This is a genomic window from Lysinibacillus sp. FSL K6-1151 (assembly GCF_038630755.1).
GTDB classification, from domain to species: domain Bacteria; phylum Bacillota; class Bacilli; order Bacillales_A; family Planococcaceae; genus Lysinibacillus; species Lysinibacillus fusiformis_D.
In genome coordinates this window covers 4,424,065-4,441,984 of sequence record NZ_CP152040.1, presented here as the reverse complement: position 1 = coordinate 4,441,984, position 17,920 = coordinate 4,424,065, and the positions used below count along the sequence as shown (strand labels likewise).

Annotated in this window: 13 protein-coding genes, 3 rRNA genes and 1 pseudogene; 14 read left to right on the top strand and 3 right to left on the bottom strand. The window is 42.0% G+C overall.

Annotated features, from left to right (window positions below; genetic code table 11):
• The first annotated feature begins 31 nt into the window (after positions 1–31).
• The 10 genes and pseudogenes from rplQ to MHI04_RS21505 all read left to right on the top strand — a co-directional run bounded on the left by rplQ (position 32) and on the right by MHI04_RS21505 (position 8,449).
• Positions 32–412, top strand: coding sequence for a 50S ribosomal protein L17 (rplQ, locus tag MHI04_RS21550; protein ID WP_012296051.1), 381 nt, complete (start codon positions 32–34; stop codon positions 410–412).
• A gap of 426 nt (positions 413–838) precedes the next feature.
• Positions 839–1,684, top strand: a complete 846-nt coding sequence (locus MHI04_RS21545; protein WP_036129072.1) for an energy-coupling factor ABC transporter ATP-binding protein — start codon at positions 839–841, stop codon at positions 1,682–1,684.
• Positions 1,660–2,532, top strand: coding sequence for an energy-coupling factor ABC transporter ATP-binding protein (locus tag MHI04_RS21540; RefSeq protein ID WP_342535189.1), 873 nt, complete (start codon positions 1,660–1,662; stop codon positions 2,530–2,532). The genes MHI04_RS21545 and MHI04_RS21540 overlap by 25 nt, the downstream gene beginning before the upstream one ends.
• Positions 2,529–3,326 (top strand): energy-coupling factor transporter transmembrane protein EcfT, encoded by a 798-nt coding sequence (locus tag MHI04_RS21535; protein ID WP_036129069.1) that lies wholly within the window; start codon positions 2,529–2,531, stop codon positions 3,324–3,326. Before MHI04_RS21540 ends, MHI04_RS21535 begins: the two co-directional genes overlap by 4 nt.
• 14 nt (positions 3,327–3,340) lie before the next feature.
• Positions 3,341–4,081, top strand: coding sequence for a tRNA pseudouridine(38-40) synthase TruA (gene truA, locus MHI04_RS21530; RefSeq protein ID WP_101966879.1), 741 nt, complete (start codon positions 3,341–3,343; stop codon positions 4,079–4,081).
• A 178-nt stretch (positions 4,082–4,259) separates the two neighbouring features.
• Positions 4,260–4,697 carry a 50S ribosomal protein L13 gene (gene rplM, locus MHI04_RS21525; protein WP_004233742.1) on the top strand — a complete coding sequence of 146 codons (438 nt, stop codon included), beginning with the start codon at positions 4,260–4,262 and terminating at the stop codon, positions 4,695–4,697.
• Positions 4,698–4,722: 25 nt separating this feature from the next.
• Positions 4,723–5,115 (top strand): 30S ribosomal protein S9, encoded by a 393-nt coding sequence (rpsI, locus tag MHI04_RS21520; RefSeq protein WP_004233744.1) that lies wholly within the window; start codon positions 4,723–4,725, stop codon positions 5,113–5,115.
• Positions 5,116–5,591: 476 nt separating this feature from the next.
• Positions 5,592–6,476, top strand: a pseudogene (locus tag MHI04_RS21515) (DUF4822 domain-containing protein); the annotation flags it as partial.
• 131 nt (positions 6,477–6,607) lie between these two features.
• The gene (locus MHI04_RS21510) at positions 6,608–7,321 is read left to right on the top strand and encodes an N-acetylmuramoyl-L-alanine amidase (RefSeq protein ID WP_036129063.1); all 714 of its coding nucleotides are present in this window, start codon (positions 6,608–6,610) and stop codon (positions 7,319–7,321) included.
• A gap of 72 nt (positions 7,322–7,393) precedes the next feature.
• Positions 7,394–8,449: a P-loop NTPase gene (locus MHI04_RS21505; RefSeq protein ID WP_342535187.1), complete on the top strand. Its 1,056-nt coding sequence runs from the start codon at positions 7,394–7,396 to the stop codon at positions 8,447–8,449.
• Between the two features lie 54 nt (positions 8,450–8,503).
• Here MHI04_RS21505 and gerD read toward each other — a convergent pair whose 3' ends face one another.
• Positions 8,504–9,112 (bottom strand): spore germination lipoprotein GerD, encoded by a 609-nt coding sequence (gerD, locus tag MHI04_RS21500; RefSeq protein ID WP_036129059.1) that lies wholly within the window; start codon positions 9,110–9,112, stop codon positions 8,504–8,506.
• 151 nt (positions 9,113–9,263) lie between these two features.
• Here gerD and MHI04_RS21495 point away from each other — a divergent pair, with 151 nt between their 5' ends.
• Positions 9,264–9,938, top strand: a complete 675-nt coding sequence (locus MHI04_RS21495; RefSeq protein WP_009374014.1) for a KinB-signaling pathway activation protein — start codon at positions 9,264–9,266, stop codon at positions 9,936–9,938.
• A 35-nt stretch (positions 9,939–9,973) separates the two neighbouring features.
• Here the strand turns inward: MHI04_RS21495 and MHI04_RS21490 are convergent, their stop codons facing one another.
• Positions 9,974–10,630, bottom strand: coding sequence for a hypothetical protein (locus MHI04_RS21490; protein WP_058845115.1), 657 nt, complete (start codon positions 10,628–10,630; stop codon positions 9,974–9,976).
• A gap of 267 nt (positions 10,631–10,897) precedes the next feature.
• On the opposite strand from MHI04_RS21490, the gene MHI04_RS21485 reads away from it, so the two are divergent.
• From MHI04_RS21485 to rrf, 3 genes are all read left to right on the top strand, one after another.
• Positions 10,898–12,449, top strand: a 16S ribosomal RNA gene (locus MHI04_RS21485).
• Positions 12,450–12,727: 278 nt separating this feature from the next.
• Positions 12,728–15,655, top strand: a 23S ribosomal RNA gene (locus tag MHI04_RS21480).
• A gap of 186 nt (positions 15,656–15,841) precedes the next feature.
• Positions 15,842–15,957: ribosomal RNA gene (gene rrf / locus MHI04_RS21475) — 5S ribosomal RNA — on the top strand.
• Together the 16S, 23S and 5S rRNA genes form the textbook arrangement of a ribosomal RNA operon.
• 127 nt (positions 15,958–16,084) lie before the next feature.
• Here the strand turns inward: rrf and MHI04_RS21470 are convergent.
• Entirely contained in the window at positions 16,085–17,671 is a 1,587-nt protein-coding gene (locus MHI04_RS21470; protein WP_036128909.1) for an acyl--CoA ligase, read from the bottom strand.
• Positions 17,672–17,920 lie beyond the last annotated feature (249 nt).

Here is a 17,920-nt window from a genome sequence, read left to right as displayed (position 1 = left end):
CAGATTTTTTCTATAAAGGAGGGAAACATCCATGGGTTACAGAAAACTTGGTCGTACAAGTTCTCAACGTAAAGCGATGTTACGTGACTTAGCTACTGATTTAATCATCAACGAGCGTATCGAAACTACTGAGGCTCGCGCTAAAGAAGTACGTAAAGCTGTTGAAAAAATGATTACTTTAGGTAAACGCGGAGATTTACACGCACGCCGTCAAGCTGCTGCATTCATCCGTCGCGAACTAGTAACAACGACTGATGCTGAAGGTAACGAAACAACATCATTTGCACTTCAAAAGTTATTTGATGATGTTGCACCACGTTATGCAGAGCGTCAAGGTGGTTACACTCGTATTCTTAAAGTAGGTCCTCGTCGTGGTGACGGTGCACCTGTTGTTGTGATTGAACTAGTTTAATCATAAGAGAAGACTTGTGGTGAAGAGGGTGGGAATCACCACCCTCTTTCTTTATAAACGATTTATACGACAAATAATTAAGCTGAGCGTTATGATGAGCGGGCACTTTAGGGTGTGGCGTCTCGTTTAGCTCTCCGCACCTCATTCAGGAGAAATAAGGGCTTGAGCACCCGTATTTCTTGTAAATGTAACGACAAGCGCATTTCTATCGAATGAGGTGCGCGCTTTTTTATTATGTGGGATAGCGCCAATTTGTGGTGCTTTTTTTAATATATGGGTTTTCTTTAGACGCTCGAAAGTGCACCATCAAATTAAGTTGTTATAGTAGTATTTTTCTTTTATCGACATACGGATTGTAGTAGAATTCATACATAAAAAAGTGTAAGTTAGTTAGTAGAGCTGAGCATGTAGAGAGGAGTTCTAGAAATGCCTGAAATTTTATCTTTAAATAATGTGACTTTTTCATATACACCAGAAATTCAAGACAGTCGCAATGCTGTTGAACATGTTAGTTTCGCTGTTGAAGAAGGCGAATGGATTGCCATAGTTGGACATAATGGTTCAGGTAAATCCACTATTGCCAAGCTGATGAACGGCTTGTTATTCCCTCAGCAGGGGGATGTGCGAATATTACGAGAACCCTTAAGTGAAGAAAACCTTTGGGAATCTCGCTCCTTAATGGGTATGGTTTTTCAAAACCCTGATAATCAGTTTGTAGGTGCCACTGTACAGGATGATGTTGCATTTGCCTTAGAAAACAATGGTGTGCCTTTTGAAGAAATGGTGAAACGTGTACACGCGGCACTAGAGCAAGTAAAAATGGACACGTTTTTAGATCATGAGCCACATCACTTATCTGGAGGACAGAAACAACGCGTTGCCATTGCTGGTGCACTTGCACTAAAGCCAAAGCTTCTCATTTTAGATGAGGCTACATCGATGTTAGATCCTCAGGGCCGTGCAGAGGTTTTACAGACTGTCCAAACATTACGTGCAGAAACGGGATTAACAGTAATATCCATAACACATGATTTAGAAGAAGCCATGTTAGCAGATCGAGTTCTTTTTATGAATGATGGTAAGAAGTTTGCAGAAGGTACACCTGCTGAAATCTTTGCACTTGGGGACAAGCTAGTTGAGTTTGGACTAGATTTACCATTTGCCTTGAAGTTATCAAAGCTATTGCAAAAGGAAGGTGTTCCATTAATGGGACAACATATGACAGAAGAAGAGTTGGTGAATGATCTATGGACATCAAACTTCAACAAATAAGCTATGCCTATGCACAGGGGACACCTTTTGAAAAACGGGCATTATTCGATGTAGACTTTGACATTCCATCCCATACTTATCAGGCAATTATAGGTCATACGGGTTCTGGGAAATCAACCATTCTTCAGCATTTTAATGCACTTCTAAGACCTACTTCAGGAGAAGTACATATAGGGGATCGCCTGATTGTAGCTGGGAAAAAAGCAAAGGATTTAAAAGCTGTAAGACAAAAGGTCGGTATTGTCTTTCAATTCCCTGAGCATCAACTATTTGAAGAAACAGTGTTAAAGGATATTATGTTTGGGCCAATGAACTTTGGTGTATCAGAGAAGGAGGCTGAAGCGCGTGCAAGAGAACTTGTCAGCTTAGTTGGATTACCGAACAACGTGCTTGAGAAGTCTCCGTTTGATTTATCGGGTGGTCAAATGCGCCGAGTGGCAATTGCGGGTGTTTTGGCGATGGATCCAGAGGTAATTGTGTTGGATGAACCAACAGCTGGACTTGATCCACGAGGTCAAAAAGAGATCATGGATATGTTTTATCAACTCCATCAAGATCGTCGCCTTACAACGATTCTTGTCACACATAGTATGGAGGATGCGGCTCGATATGCAGATAATATTGTAATCATGCATGAAGGAAAAAATGTCTTAAGTGGACCACCACAAACTATTTTTAAAGATGGTGAAACATTAAAGAGTTTCCGCTTAGAGCCACCACGTATTGTCCGCTTTCAGCAGAAGATTGAGCACATGATGGGTCGGTCCTTGTCAAAGGTTTGCTTGACGGAAGAGGAACTCGCTGCTGAAGTTGCTCAAATGCTTAGAGAGGAGCGTGCAGAGCCATGATGGAAAAAATGATCTTTGGACGCTTCCTACCAGGTGACTCACCTGTGCATAAACTAGATCCACGATCAAAACTAATCTTTGTGTTTGCCTTTATTATTATTGTGTTTTTGGCCAACAATACAGTGACCTATGCTATGCTGCTAGCATTTACGCTCTTGATTGTATTAGTATCACGTATTCGTCTGTATTTTTTAATTAATGGTCTCAAACCGGTTCTCTTTTTAATGGCTTTCACATTTCTTCTTCATATATTTATGACGAAGGAAGGCGTCCCTGTTTTCGAGTCAAAGTTTATCACGATATACGATGAAGGAATTAGACGAGGAATATTTATTTCGGTACGTTTTCTAGTATTAGTATTTATGACATCTATCTTAACGTTAACAACATCACCGATCTCCATTACAGATGGTATTGAGGTTCTTTTAAATCCATTAAAAGCAATAAAAGTACCAGTTCATGAATTGGCTTTGATGATGTCCATTTCCTTACGTTTCATACCAACTTTAATGGATGAGACAGATAAGATTATGAAGGCACAAATGGCCCGAGGCTCAGATTTATCCTCTGGACCAATAAAAGATCGTATAAAGGCAGTAGTGCCATTGTTAGTACCACTTTTTGTCAGTGCATTTAAAAGAGCTGAGGATCTAGCAACTGCGATGGAAGTAAGAGGCTATCGTGGTGGTGAAGGTCGTACAAGGTACCGTAGGCTAAAATGGGATATGGGTGACACATTTGCACTTGTGTTACTAGTAGCAATAGGCGTATTGCTATTCTTTTATAGAAGTTAAAAGGAGTAGGCTTGATGCGACGATTAAAAGTAATTATAAGCTATGATGGAACGCTTTTTTCTGGCTATCAAGTACAGCCTGGAGAACGCACAGTACAGGCCGAGCTTGAGCGTGTGCTGTCCATTATGCATAAAGGAGAAAAGATTAAGGTAACTGCAAGTGGACGTACAGATGCAAGAGTTCATGCTACAGGACAAACATTGCATTTCGATACACCTCTTGCCATTCCAGTTGACAAGTATAGCAAGGCTTTGAATGTGCAACTACCAAGAGATATTCGCGTACTCTCGGTAGAGGAAGTGGCACATGACTTTCATGCACGCTATAGTGTGACAGGGAAGCGCTATCGCTATATTTGGTCTTGTGAGCCTATCCAAAGCCCATTTCGCAGATATTACACAGTCGAGACAAGTGGCGTCAAACCTAATGTAGAGGCGATGCAAGAGGCAGCTAAGGCAATCGTTGGTACACATGACTTTTCATGCTTTTGTGCAGCGAATACAAGTGTGAAGGATAAAGTACGTACTGTCACGACACTGCAATTTGAATGGCATGGAGAAGAACTTCATATGGTGATTGAAGGCAATGGTTTCTTATATAATATGGTGCGTATTATTGCAGGTACACTTTGGGAGGTTGGCTTAGGTCGCCGCACGATTGATAATGTGGCACTTGTAGTCGCCTCTGAAGATCGCGATAAAGCGGGAAAAACCGCGCCACCACAAGGGTTATACTTAGAAAAAGTGTTCTATTAGTGACATTTTAGAATTCTGAACAACTTTACCAGGCGTTTAATGAAATTGCTTGACTTTAAAAGTCATTCATTATATGATAACAGATGGTATTTTCATTACCACCACAAATAAGCCCCGAAACTTATAGTGTAGTCTAATGAAAAATAACGGTAATCGAATCGATTAGGAGGATATATACATGCGTACAACATTCATGGCTAAAGGTCACGAAGTAGACCGTAAATGGTTAGTAGTTGATGCAGAAGGCCAAACTCTTGGACGTTTAGCTTCTGAAGTAGCTGCAATCTTACGTGGTAAACATAAACCAACATTCACACCAAACGTTGACACAGGTGATCACGTAATCATCATCAACGCTGACAAAATCCATTTAACTGGTAACAAATTAGAGGGTAAACTTTACCGTCACCATACTCAATTTGCAGGTGGTTTAAAAACGCGTACTGCTGGTGAAATGCTAGATAAGTACCCAACAAGAATGATCGAATTAGCAGTTAAAGGAATGCTTCCTAAAAACTCTTTAGGTCGCAAAATGTTCACTAAACTTAACGTTTATACTGGAACAGAGCATCCACATGCTGCACAAAAACCAGAAGCATACGAGCTTCGCGGATAATATAAATTAAGAGGAGGATATTACTTTGGCACAAGTTCAATACATCGGCACTGGTCGCCGTAAAAGCTCTGTAGCTCGCGTACGTTTAGTACCAGGTACAGGTAAAATTGTTATCAATAAACGTGAAATCGAAGAATACGTACCATTCGCTGCATTACGCGAAGTAATTAAACAACCATTAGTAGCTACTGAAACTACAGGAAGCTATGATATCCACGTAAACGTTAACGGTGGTGGATACACTGGTCAAGCTGGTGCTGTTCGTCACGGTATCGCTCGTGCTCTACTTCAAGTAGACCCAGATTTCCGTGCTGCATTAAAATCAGCTGGATTACTTACTCGTGATTCACGCATGAAAGAACGTAAAAAACCAGGTCTACGCGGCGCTCGTCGTGCACCTCAGTTCTCAAAACGTTAATATCAGCGTTCTATACAAAGACTCTTTCTACTTTTGTGGAAAGAGTCTTTTTTGTTATTTAGTCATTAGACTAAAGGTTGCTTACTCTTATTTCTTATAAAGCGGATGATTGCAAATTCTTGATGCGATGTAACACTGCCAATGACTAGCGTGAACCAGTATGTAGCTGTCCCTTTTACATAATCATTACTATTTCCGCACAGATTTAAGATATATTAAAAATATTTTCGCATAAGTTTATGTTTTTTTAAGAAATTATTTAGAGGGAGTTTAACATTCCACTTTAATATAGTTCTTGAAGGTACTACAAACCATGCATTTTCTTGAAATTTGTCATTATGGGTTTGGCGTAACTCAAAAATAGAATGTAACAATGGAGGTAAGTAGGTATGAAAAAATTATTGATAGTATCGGTTGCGGCAATGGCACTACTTGCAGCATGTCAAGATAAGGAGCCTGAGAAAGGCAACAATGCGAATAGTGAGGAAATAAAAACAGAAAGTGCTGCTACAACGAAGGACCAAGCAAAGGAGCAATTAACGAAGGGTGAAGAAATGGCCAATATATTAAGTAGTACGAATTGGCAAGGCACAAAAGTATATGATAAAGACAACAATGATTTAACTGCGGAGAATTCTAACTTTATTGGCTTAGCAAAATATGATGCTGAGGCAGGTCATTATGAATTCTTTGACGCTGCTACTGGTGAAAGCCGTGATGATAAAGGGACGTTCTTTATCACAAATGATGGGACACAAAGAATTTTAATTTCTGAATCCAAGAATTATCAAGCTATTGTAAAAATTACAGAGCTAAACGATAGTATCTTTACTTATAAAAGAATGGGCAAAGATGCTGCTGGCAATGAGGTAGAAGTGTTCGTTGAGCATATTCCATATAAAGAAAATGAACTGGCATTTACCGATTCAAATAAAACGCTGAATGCTTCAACAGGTAATATTGTTACAGACGTTGACGGAGATAAGATTTTAGCTGACACATTATGGCACGGAACTGTTGTATTAGATGAAGCAGGTAATGATTTAACAGAGTTTAATTCAAATTTTATCAGCATTGCAAAATATGACGCAAATACAAATAAATATGAGTTCTTCAACCCTGAAACAGGTGAGAGCCGTGGCGACTATGGTTATTTTAATGTCATTCATGGCAATAAAATAAGAGCTCATGTTTCAATTGGTGATAATAAGTATGGCGTTGCCCTTGAAATTACTGAAATCAATGATAAGAAATTTACGTATAAACGTACAGGTAAAGACAAAGACGGTAATGATATAACTGTATTTGTTGAGCATGAACCTTATGAAGGTGAATTAAATCCTGTATTTACAATGCAATAAAATGATACTTCCTCCTTTATTATAGAAGAAAATCAAAACTCTTAAGTTTATTACTTGGGAGTTTTTTTTACTTTCTGGCATAGTTCATCTACTAATTTCGTACACTAAATGTAAAAGGGTGGTGGATATGGGTGAAGCGCTGGCTTGCACTAGGAGTAATTATGCTTATGAGTATAGTGGTCGTGGCATATGAAACAAATGCTTCGGACCGTAACTTCTTCTTACCAGACCCACTTGGTGGCATTAAAATTGTCATTGATGCAGGGCATGGTGGTGAGGACGGAGGAGCTTCAAAGGGCGAAGTAATTGAAAAGGAAATTACACTTGCAATTGCTCAGCATGTGGAGAAGAAATTAAAGAAAAAAGGCGCAACAGTCGTAATGACGCGAACAAAAAATGGGGATGTGATTGATGAGCATGCGCCGTCGGAAAAGTATGGAACTTTAAGAGAGCGGAAAAAGCAGGATATTTTCTTAAGAAAGGATATCGTTGAAAAAGAAAAGCCTGATGTATTTATTACAATTCATGCAAATGCTATACCCGAAACAAAATGGCGTGGTGCACAGGTGTTTTATCATAAGGAAGGACATGCCGATGGCGAAATTCTTGCCAAGAGTATTCAACAATCCATTCGCACTAATCTAAAAAATACAGACCGAGAAGCTTTGTCTATTAAGCAAATTTATTTACTGAAGAAAGTAGAAGTCCCTGCAGCATTAGTAGAGACTGGTTTTATCAGTAATGATGAAGAACGAGCATTATTAATCGATAAGAACTACCAGGAAAAAATGGCAGATGCCATAGTTGAAGGTATAGAAGAGTATTTATTAGCTAAGATTGAGTAGAGCAACATCTACAACGTAAACCATATCAGTATGATATACTAACATTGAGACAATATAAGGGGAGTGTTCGTCGTGATTACTGAACAACAAGTACGAGAAATACTAGGACAACTACAGGATCCATTTTTACATAAATCGCTTGCAGAAACAGATGGTATTACAAACGTAGCAATAAAAGAAGAAAAAAATCATGTTAGTGTAAAAATTGCGATCGCTAAATTAAATACACCTGAACAGCTACAGCTACAAATGAAGGTTGTTGAGGTGTTGAAAGAAGCGGGTGCAAATACGGTTGGCATTCGTTTTGAAGAACTATCAACAGAAAAATTACAAAGCTTCCGTGGCACTGCAACAGAGTCAGAAGCACAAGATATTTTATCTCCACTAAGCACAGTACAAGTGATTTCAATTGCTTCTGGTAAAGGGGGAGTAGGTAAATCTACAGTATCAGTTAACTTAGCTGTTGCTTTAGCTCGTCTAGGAAAGAAGGTCGGATTAATCGACGCCGATATTTATGGCTTTAGTGTGCCCGATATGATGGGTGTGACGGATATGCCTAAAGTAGTTGACAATCGTATTTTCCCCGTAGATCGCTTGGGTGTAAAAATGATTTCAATGGGCTTCTTTGTGGAAAACAACGCACCGATTGTATGGCGTGGTCCAATGCTAGGTAAAGTATTAGATCAGTTTTTCCGTGATGTTGAATGGGGAGAGCTAGACTATCTACTATTAGATTTACCTCCAGGCACAGGTGACGTAGCATTAGATATCCATCAAATGCTACCATCATCAAAAGAAATTGTTGTCACAACACCGCATCCGACAGCAGCATTTGTTGCAGCTCGTGCAGGAGCAATGGCTCTTCAAACAGACCATGAAATTTTAGGTGTTATCGAAAATATGGCTTGGTTTGAATCTAAATCAGGTGATCGAGAATTTGTCTTTGGACAAGGAGGCGGACCTAAGCTAGCTGATGAATTACGTACAGAGCTGCTTGGGCAGATCCCGCTTGGTCAACCCGATTGGACAGAAGAAGATTTTGCTCCGTCTGTTTATGCTGAGAAACATCCGACAGGACAAATTTATTTAGACATCGCGACGAAAATCATTGATAAATTAAGTAAATAAATAAAAAACGGATTTCCACCTTTTATGGGGAAATCCGTTTTTAAATTGCTATGGTTACTCAGTACTTTTTTGCTCCTTATCCGATCCGCCATCACTTTCACCACTAGCTTCTTTCTTATCGCCACTTCCTGATGAACCCGTTTCGCCACTCTTTTTAATAAGTTCCTGCCATTTAGATTGCATTAAAGGGCTTTCGATCGTTTCCTTTACCACTTGCTCCATTTGCTTGCGCATATTGGATGATTTTAGGATGGTCTCTAGCTGCTTTTGCATATCGGGTTGCCCAAAAAAGGCCTCCATATCCTTTTGGAAAGTCGGATCTTTTATTAAGTCCTTCATAATATCCTGTTGCTGTTTTTGCATGCTTTTTGCAACAGTTTCTTTAAATTTTGGATCTTCAAAGGTTTTCTTCCAAAAGTCTTCTGCTTCCTTGGAAAGTAATGTTTCCTCAGTAGCCTTTTTCACTTCATCATGCTCTAAAATCAAAAGCTCACGGAAACTTGGCTCCTCCAAAAGCTGTCGCAATGCCTTTTTACCATCCTCTGTTTGCAAAGAGTCAATCATGATTTTTTTTATTTCATCATAGGACATGGTAGAGGTTTTATCTTGTGAACAGGCAGAAAGAAAAAGCATTAGAATCAATAATAAGGTGAATTTTCGCATCGACAATCAGTCCTTTCTCTAGATAGACTCTTTCAATTATTGTTCACATTTCTCGGGACTTTATGTATTGGTTAGGATGAGAAATAGCTTTTTTAACAAGGCATTGATAAAATAAGGACAGATATATTGAGAAATTGGGGGACTTTTAGTTGTGACGATACGAAATTGGGCAAAGTTTTTCTTCTTTGCAATGCTCGTTGGTGGTGCAGTCAACGGAGTTTTTAGTTTATTTATTCGCTGGGAATTTTTCCAACCATACATAGCAAATGGTCAATGGGGCGAATTTTTCGCTGGACTTTTATGGATGGTTTTCTTAGGGTTTACCATGAGTGTTATAGCACAAGCTGGTTTTTTTGCTTATTTAACACTTCATCAAGTAGGTGTTAATATTTTTAGAACACTGACATTATGGAATTGGGTACAGCTATTATTAATTGCCATAACGATTTTCGATATTATATTCTTCCGCTTTATTCCTGGTGTGAAGGATGGACAAAGCTGGTTGTTCTACGTTGGATTATTAATTGTTCTAATATTTGGTGCAATAGCAACAGCTGTTCAAAAAGTAAAATTAACGGGGAAAAAGCATGTAATGATTTCGGCTCTATTCTTTATGATTGTCATTACAACGCTGGAATGGACAATTGCATTAATGGGTCGTGATGAAAATATTAATGAATATGTTGCGCTTTTATTATTCCCATTATTGGCTGTTAATGCGTATCAACTATTAGTATTGCCTAAATATAATGCAAAATCCGATGAAGATCGTCAAAAATTAGAAGCACGCCGCAAAGCTCGTCGTGAACAGGCTAAAAATGCATAAGAAAAAATTGCCTCACTTTAGTGGAGGCAATTTTTTTATGGGGCTTTTTTAGTTTGAACTTTATAACCAAATATATTTTCTTCAATTGACATAAACTTATGTTGTTGTATTAGGGCGTTAAGCTCTTTAAAGGATATTTGATTATTTTGATGGAGTGGGAAAAATACAAAATCACCTTTTTGTAATTTAGGTGTTTTCTCACCCTGCCAAATAAGAGAAGGCGACAGTAAATTCATTTGTTGTTGGAATAAAGATTTCTGTAAATCCTGCGAATATTGATGATTTCGGGTAGCAAACCATAAAGGTTTTTCCTTTAAATACTTTTCATAGATATCAATATCTTTTTGAATGAGCGCAATGTCAACGGGTTCTTCTATTGAATCATCTGGACCAAGTAGTCCTGTAGGCAATTTTCGTTGTTGTATAATTTTTAAATGTTCGGGTGAACGTTTAATCCAGTCGGTATCTAAAAGTAGAAGAGGATAAGGCTCTTTCACCGTTTGAAGCCATTCTAATAGAGAGTCATCAGAGAAAGAAATCTCTACTATAAGAGATGTGCCATAATGTCCTTTCGTGACCACTACTGGTGCATTCGCAATATTAAATACAGAAATCATCGTTGAGTTTATAGGCTTTAGAAAAGCAAAAAGGATTACGATTAAAAGCAGTGAAATCAACGTTTTGCGGACCATAATAATAACCTCATTTCTAAGATTTTAAATAAAAAATGAATCTCTTTAAAAAAACTTATGATTTAGTGTTGACTTTCATGAATAATCGATGTTATTATGTATAAGTCGCCAAGAGGTGACAGTGAAACAAAAAACATGAACCTTGAAAACTGAACAAGCAAAACGTAATCAATAAAGTTTTTAGTAACTAACCTTGGTTAGTGAACAAAACAAAATTTTGGACATCAAAATGATGCCAGCAAAACAATTTGAGCTATTCAAATTTCTTTTATGGAGAGTTTGATCCTGGCTCAGGACGAACGCTGGCGGCGTGCCTAATACATGCAAGTCGAGCGAACAGAGAAGGAGCTTGCTCCTTCGACGTTAGCGGCGGACGGGTGAGTAACACGTGGGCAACCTACCCTATAGTTTGGGATAACTCCGGGAAACCGGGGCTAATACCGAATAATCTGTTTCACCTCATGGTGAAACACTAAAAGACGGTTTCGGCTGTCGCTATAGGATGGGCCCGCGGCGCATTAGCTAGTTGGTGAGGTAACGGCTCACCAAGGCGACGATGCGTAGCCGACCTGAGAGGGTGATCGGCCACACTGGGACTGAGACACGGCCCAGACTCCTACGGGAGGCAGCAGTAGGGAATCTTCCACAATGGGCGAAAGCCTGATGGAGCAACGCCGCGTGAGTGAAGAAGGATTTCGGTTCGTAAAACTCTGTTGTAAGGGAAGAACAAGTACAGTAGTAACTGGCTGTACCTTGACGGTACCTTATTAGAAAGCCACGGCTAACTACGTGCCAGCAGCCGCGGTAATACGTAGGTGGCAAGCGTTGTCCGGAATTATTGGGCGTAAAGCGCGCGCAGGTGGTTTCTTAAGTCTGATGTGAAAGCCCACGGCTCAACCGTGGAGGGTCATTGGAAACTGGGAGACTTGAGTGCAGAAGAGGATAGTGGAATTCCAAGTGTAGCGGTGAAATGCGTAGAGATTTGGAGGAACACCAGTGGCGAAGGCGACTATCTGGTCTGTAACTGACACTGAGGCGCGAAAGCGTGGGGAGCAAACAGGATTAGATACCCTGGTAGTCCACGCCGTAAACGATGAGTGCTAAGTGTTAGGGGGTTTCCGCCCCTTAGTGCTGCAGCTAACGCATTAAGCACTCCGCCTGGGGAGTACGGTCGCAAGACTGAAACTCAAAGGAATTGACGGGGGCCCGCACAAGCGGTGGAGCATGTGGTTTAATTCGAAGCAACGCGAAGAACCTTACCAGGTCTTGACATCCCGTTGACCACTGTAGAGATATAGTTTCCCCTTCGGGGGCAACGGTGACAGGTGGTGCATGGTTGTCGTCAGCTCGTGTCGTGAGATGTTGGGTTAAGTCCCGCAACGAGCGCAACCCTTGATCTTAGTTGCCATCATTTAGTTGGGCACTCTAAGGTGACTGCCGGTGACAAACCGGAGGAAGGTGGGGATGACGTCAAATCATCATGCCCCTTATGACCTGGGCTACACACGTGCTACAATGGACGATACAAACGGTTGCCAACTCGCGAGAGGGAGCTAATCCGATAAAGTCGTTCTCAGTTCGGATTGTAGGCTGCAACTCGCCTACATGAAGCCGGAATCGCTAGTAATCGCGGATCAGCATGCCGCGGTGAATACGTTCCCGGGCCTTGTACACACCGCCCGTCACACCACGAGAGTTTGTAACACCCGAAGTCGGTGAGGTAACCTTTTGGAGCCAGCCGCCGAAGGTGGGATAGATGATTGGGGTGAAGTCGTAACAAGGTAGCCGTATCGGAAGGTGCGGCTGGATCACCTCCTTTCTAAGGATTATTTCGGAATACAAACCTAGGGTTTGTAAGATTACGTTTTGCGTTCAGTTTTGAAGGTTCATTCTTCTGAATGAATTACTTCTAATTATGTGCTCCTGTCGCTACGCTTTCGTCGCAAAGCTGCGAGATGTAGAAGCAGGCAGTAGCTTTGTTCTTTGAAAACTGGATAAAACGACATTGAAATTGTAACAAACACATTTATTTTTTTTAAGTTTTTTATAGGCTTAATAACATTAAGAGGTTTCCGATATTTTTATTGAAAGCCGTTAGGTTAAGTTATTAAGGGCGCACGGCGAATGCCTTGGCACTAGGAGCCGAAGAAGGACGGCACTAACACCGATATGCTTCGGGGAGCTGTAAGTGAGCTTTGATCCGGAGATTTCCGAATGGGGGAACCCACTACGTTTAATCGCGTAGTATCTTGACGTGAATACATAGCGTCTTGAAGGCAGACCCAGGGAACTGAAACATCTAAGTACCTGGAGGAAGAGAAAGAAAAATCGATTCCCTGAGTAGCGGCGAGCGAAACGGGAAGAGCCCAAACCAAGAGGCTTGCCTCTTGGGGTTGTAGGACACTCAATACGGAGTTACAAAAGAGCGAGTTAGATGAAGCGACTTGGAAAGGTCCGCCAGAGCAGGTAAAAGCCCTGTAGTCGAAAGTTCGTTCTCTCCTGAGTGGATCCTGAGTACGGCGGAACACGTGAAATTCCGTCGGAATCCGGGAGGACCATCTCCCAAGGCTAAATACTACCTAGTGACCGATAGTGAACCAGTACCGTGAGGGAAAGGTGAAAAGCACCCCGGAAGGGGAGTGAAAGAGATCCTGAAACCGTGTGCCTACAAGTAGTTAGAGCCCGTTAATGGGTGATAGCGTGCCTTTTGTAGAATGAACCGGCGAGTTACGATTACGTGCGAGGTTAAGCTTTAGAAGGCGGAGCCGCAGCGAAAGCGAGTCTGAATAGGGCGAAATAGTACGTGGTCGTAGACCCGAAACCAGGTGATCTACCCATGTCCAGGGTGAAGGTAAGGTAACACTTACTGGAGGCCCGAACCCACGCACGTTGAAAAGTGCGGGGATGAGGTGTGGGTAGCGGAGAAATTCCAATCGAACTTGGAGATAGCTGGTTCTCTCCGAAATAGCTTTAGGGCTAGCCTCGTGATGAGAATACTGGAGGTAGAGCACTGTTTGGACTAGGGGGCCATCCCGGTTTACCGAATTCAGACAAACTCCGAATGCCAGATATTTATACACGGGAGTCAGACTGCGAGTGATAAGATCCGTAGTCAAAAGGGAAACAGCCCAGACCACCAGCTAAGGTCCCAAAGTAATCGTTAAGTGGAAAAGGATGTGGCGTTGCACAGACAACCAGGATGTTGGCTTAGAAGCAGCCATCATTTAAAGAGTGCGTAATAGCTCACTGGTCGAGTGACGCTGCGCCGAAAATGTATCGGGGCTAAACGATTCACCGAAGCTGTGGATTGACATCTACGATGTCAGTGGTAGGAGAGCGTTCTAAGTGCGTTGAAGTCAGACCGGAAGGACTGGTGGAGCGCTTAGAAGTGAGAATGCCGGTATGAGTAGCGAAAGACGGGTGAGAATCCCGTCCACCGTATGACTAAGGTTTCCTGAGGAAGGCTCGTCCGCTCAGGGTTAGTCGGGACCTAAGCCGAGGCCGATAGGCGTAGGCGATGGACAACAGGTTGATATTCCTGTACCACCTCCTCACCGTTTGAGAAATGGGGGGACGCAGTAGGATAGGGTAAGCGCGCTGTTGGTTATGCGCGTCCAAGCAGTAAGGCGTGTGTGTAGGCAAATCCGCACACTGTAACGTTGAGCTGTGATGGCGAGTCCGTATGGACGAAGTTCCTGATTTCACACTGCCAAGAAAAGCCTCTATCGAGGTGAGAGGTGCCCGTACCGCAAACCGACACAGGTAGTCGAGGAGAGAATCCTAAGGTGTGCGAGAGAACTCTCGTTAAGGAACTCGGCAAAATGACCCCGTAACTTCGGGAGAAGGGGTGCTCTTGAGCGTGCAAGCGCATGAGAGCCGCAGTGAATAGGCCCAGGCGACTGTTTAGCAAAAACACAGGTCTCTGCAAAACCGTAAGGTGACGTATAGGGGCTGACGCCTGCCCGGTGCTGGAAGGTTAAGAGGAGTGGTTAGCGCAAGCGAAGCTGCGAATTGAAGCCCCAGTAAACGGCGGCCGTAACTATAACGGTCCTAAGGTAGCGAAATTCCTTGTCGGGTAAGTTCCGACCCGCACGAAAGGCGTAACGATCTGGGCACTGTCTCAACGAGAGACTCGGTGAAATTATAGTACCTGTGAAGATGCAGGTTACCCGCGACAGGACGGAAAGACCCCGTGGAGCTTTACTGTAGCCTGATATTGAATTTTGGTACAACTTGTACAGGATAGGTAGGAGCCAGAGATCTCGGAGCGCCAGCTTCGAAGGAGGCGTCGGTGGGATACTACCCTGGTTGTATTGAAATTCTAACCCATGCCCCTTAGCGGGGCAGGAGACAGTGTCAGGCGGACAGTTTGACTGGGGCGGTCGCCTCCTAAAAGGTAACGGAGGCGCCCAAAGGTTCCCTCAGAATGGTTGGAAATCATTCGTAGAGTGTAAAGGCACAAGGGAGCTTGACTGCGAGACCTACAAGTCGAGCAGGGTCGAAAGACGGGCTTAGTGATCCGGTGGTTCCGCATGGAAGGGCCATCGCTCAACGGATAAAAGCTACCCCGGGGATAACAGGCTTATCTCCCCCAAGAGTCCACATCGACGGGGAGGTTTGGCACCTCGATGTCGGCTCATCGCATCCTGGGGCTGTAGTCGGTCCCAAGGGTTGGGCTGTTCGCCCATTAAAGCGGTACGCGAGCTGGGTTCAGAACGTCGTGAGACAGTTCGGTCCCTATCCGTCGTGGGCGTAGGAAATTTGAGAGGAGCTGTCCTTAGTACGAGAGGACCGGGATGGACACACCGCTGGTGTACCAGTTGTCTTGCCAAAGGCATCGCTGGGTAGCTATGTGTGGACGGGATAAGTGCTGAAAGCATCTAAGCATGAAGCCCCCCTCAAGATGAGATTTCCCATTACGCAAGTAAGTAAGATCCCTCAAAGACGATGAGGTAGATAGGTTCGAGGTGGAAGTGTGGTGACACATGGAGCTGACGAATACTAATCGATCGAGGACTTAACCAAAACGTTTGAACCATTCAATGAACCGTTTATCCAGTTTTGAAAGAATAATTTCTTTTATGAAGGGTTTCAAGATACGAGTAGTTCGAGGAAGCAATAAAGAGAGGGAAGGAGCGTACTCAAGTACGTGACTGACTGAACGACAGAAGCTGACGAAGAAATGCGATGTATATTGAAAGCCGACCATAGTCTAGTGATGATGGCAAAGAGGTCACACCCGTTCCCATACCGAACACGGAAGTTAAGCTCTTTAGCGCCGATGGTAGTTGGGGGCTTCCCCCTGTGAGAGTAGGACGTCGCTAGGCGCAAAAAGTCGCTGCTGATACACTCAGTAGTGGCTTTTTTTACTTAAGCTAACTAATAAATTGAGATGATTTATAAAAATATAAAAAAGAAGGCATGCCTTAAGTGGAATGCCTTCTTTTTTGATATTTAATGTGTTTGAACAGTGGCAGCTCGTAGTTCAATGCGGCGAATTTTTCCGGATGTTGTTTTTGGTAACTCATCAATAAAAACAATACTACGAGGGTATTTATACGGTGCTGTTAACGCCTTTACATGCTCTTGTAACTCCTTTGTTAACTCGACTTCATCTCGCTCTTTGAAGCTCTCTCGTAAGATAACAAAGGCCTTCACAATATGGCCTCTAATTTCATCTGGTGCAGCAACAACTGCACATTCTTGTACAGCTTCATGTTTGTTTAATGCATCTTCAACTTCGAATGGACCAATCGTATAACCAGAAGATATAATAATGTCATCTCCACGACCTTCAAACCAGAAATACCCATCTTCATCACATTTAGCTTGATCGCCCGTAATATACCAATCACCGCGAAATGCAGCTTGCGTTCGTTCTGGCTCTTTGTAATACTCCTTAAATAGAGCTGGTGAGGATTTGTGGATGGCAATATCGCCAACCTCTCCTACAGGTGCTTCATTTCCTTCATTGTCGATAATACGTACAATATTACCTGGAGTTGGAACACCCATGGATCCAGGGCGTAATTCAGTGTTTTCGAGTGTACCAATTAATAATGTATTCTCTGTCTGTCCATAGCCATCACGTACTTTTAGCCTGAAACGATTCATAAATGTTTCAATGACTGGGCGATTTAACGGTTCACCAGCAGAGACTGCACTACGGAGGGATGAAAGATTATAGTCTTGCAAATTATCAATTTTCGCCATAATACGATATTCAGTTGGTGTGCAGCAAAGGACATTTATTTTTTCATCTTGTATGAGCTGAAGGTACGTTTTTGCATCGAATCCACCATGATAAACAAATGCAGTAGCACCGAGCATGATTGTAGATAAGAAAGGGCTCCAAATCCATTTTTGCCAGCCAGGAGCTGCTGTAGCCCATACTAAGTCGCCTTCACGTACGCAGAGCCATTTTGAAGCAGCTGTTCGAATATGCGCATATCCCCAGCCATGTGAATGTACTACACCTTTAGGTTTCCCAGTTGTCCCAGATGTATAGGAAAGGAACGCCATGTCATCACGTTTAGTAGCTACTGCTGTAAATGTAGTTGGCTGTGTGCTTGCCAGTACATCTAAAGAAGCCCAATCGCCTTTTGCAGTACCAATAACTAATTTGTTCTTTAATGTGTCTACAGTAGAAGAAATTTGGTCAACCTCACCTGTAAATGCTTCATAGGCAATAACTGCACTAGCAGAAGAGTGCTCCATGCGATATTCTAAGTCACTTGCACGTAGCATTTCTGAACATGAAATAGGCACGATGCCAGCCTTTAAACAGCCAAGAAAAACAAAATAGGCTTCTGGTAGGCGAGGAATAATAACTAGAACGCGATCTCCCTTTCGAAGTCCTGTCTCTGTAAAAGCATTTGCGTATTGATTCATTTTTTGGACAAGCTCTACATAGGAAACTGTTCGTCTCTCTTGTTGCGTATTTAACCAGCGTATTGCTTGGCGATCACTATCTTGTGAAAACTTTTCTAATTCCTCTGTGATATTATAAAATTCAGGTGCAATTAAATCATTTGTTACCATCCGAATATTCCTCCCCCAAGAAATTTGATAGAAAATTCTTAAAACTATTTTTATTTTAACAATTGCAATAATATACAGCAAGAATATTTAGCACGCAAAATAGAAATATTAGATTTAATAGAGAACTATTATGCTTTTGGATTAATTTTTAAACCTACTTCGACAAAAAATATAAAAATTTTCATAAAATATGTTGCATAATTTATAATGCTTGCTATAATAATAAATGTACTTAAGAGGTTGTCTAAA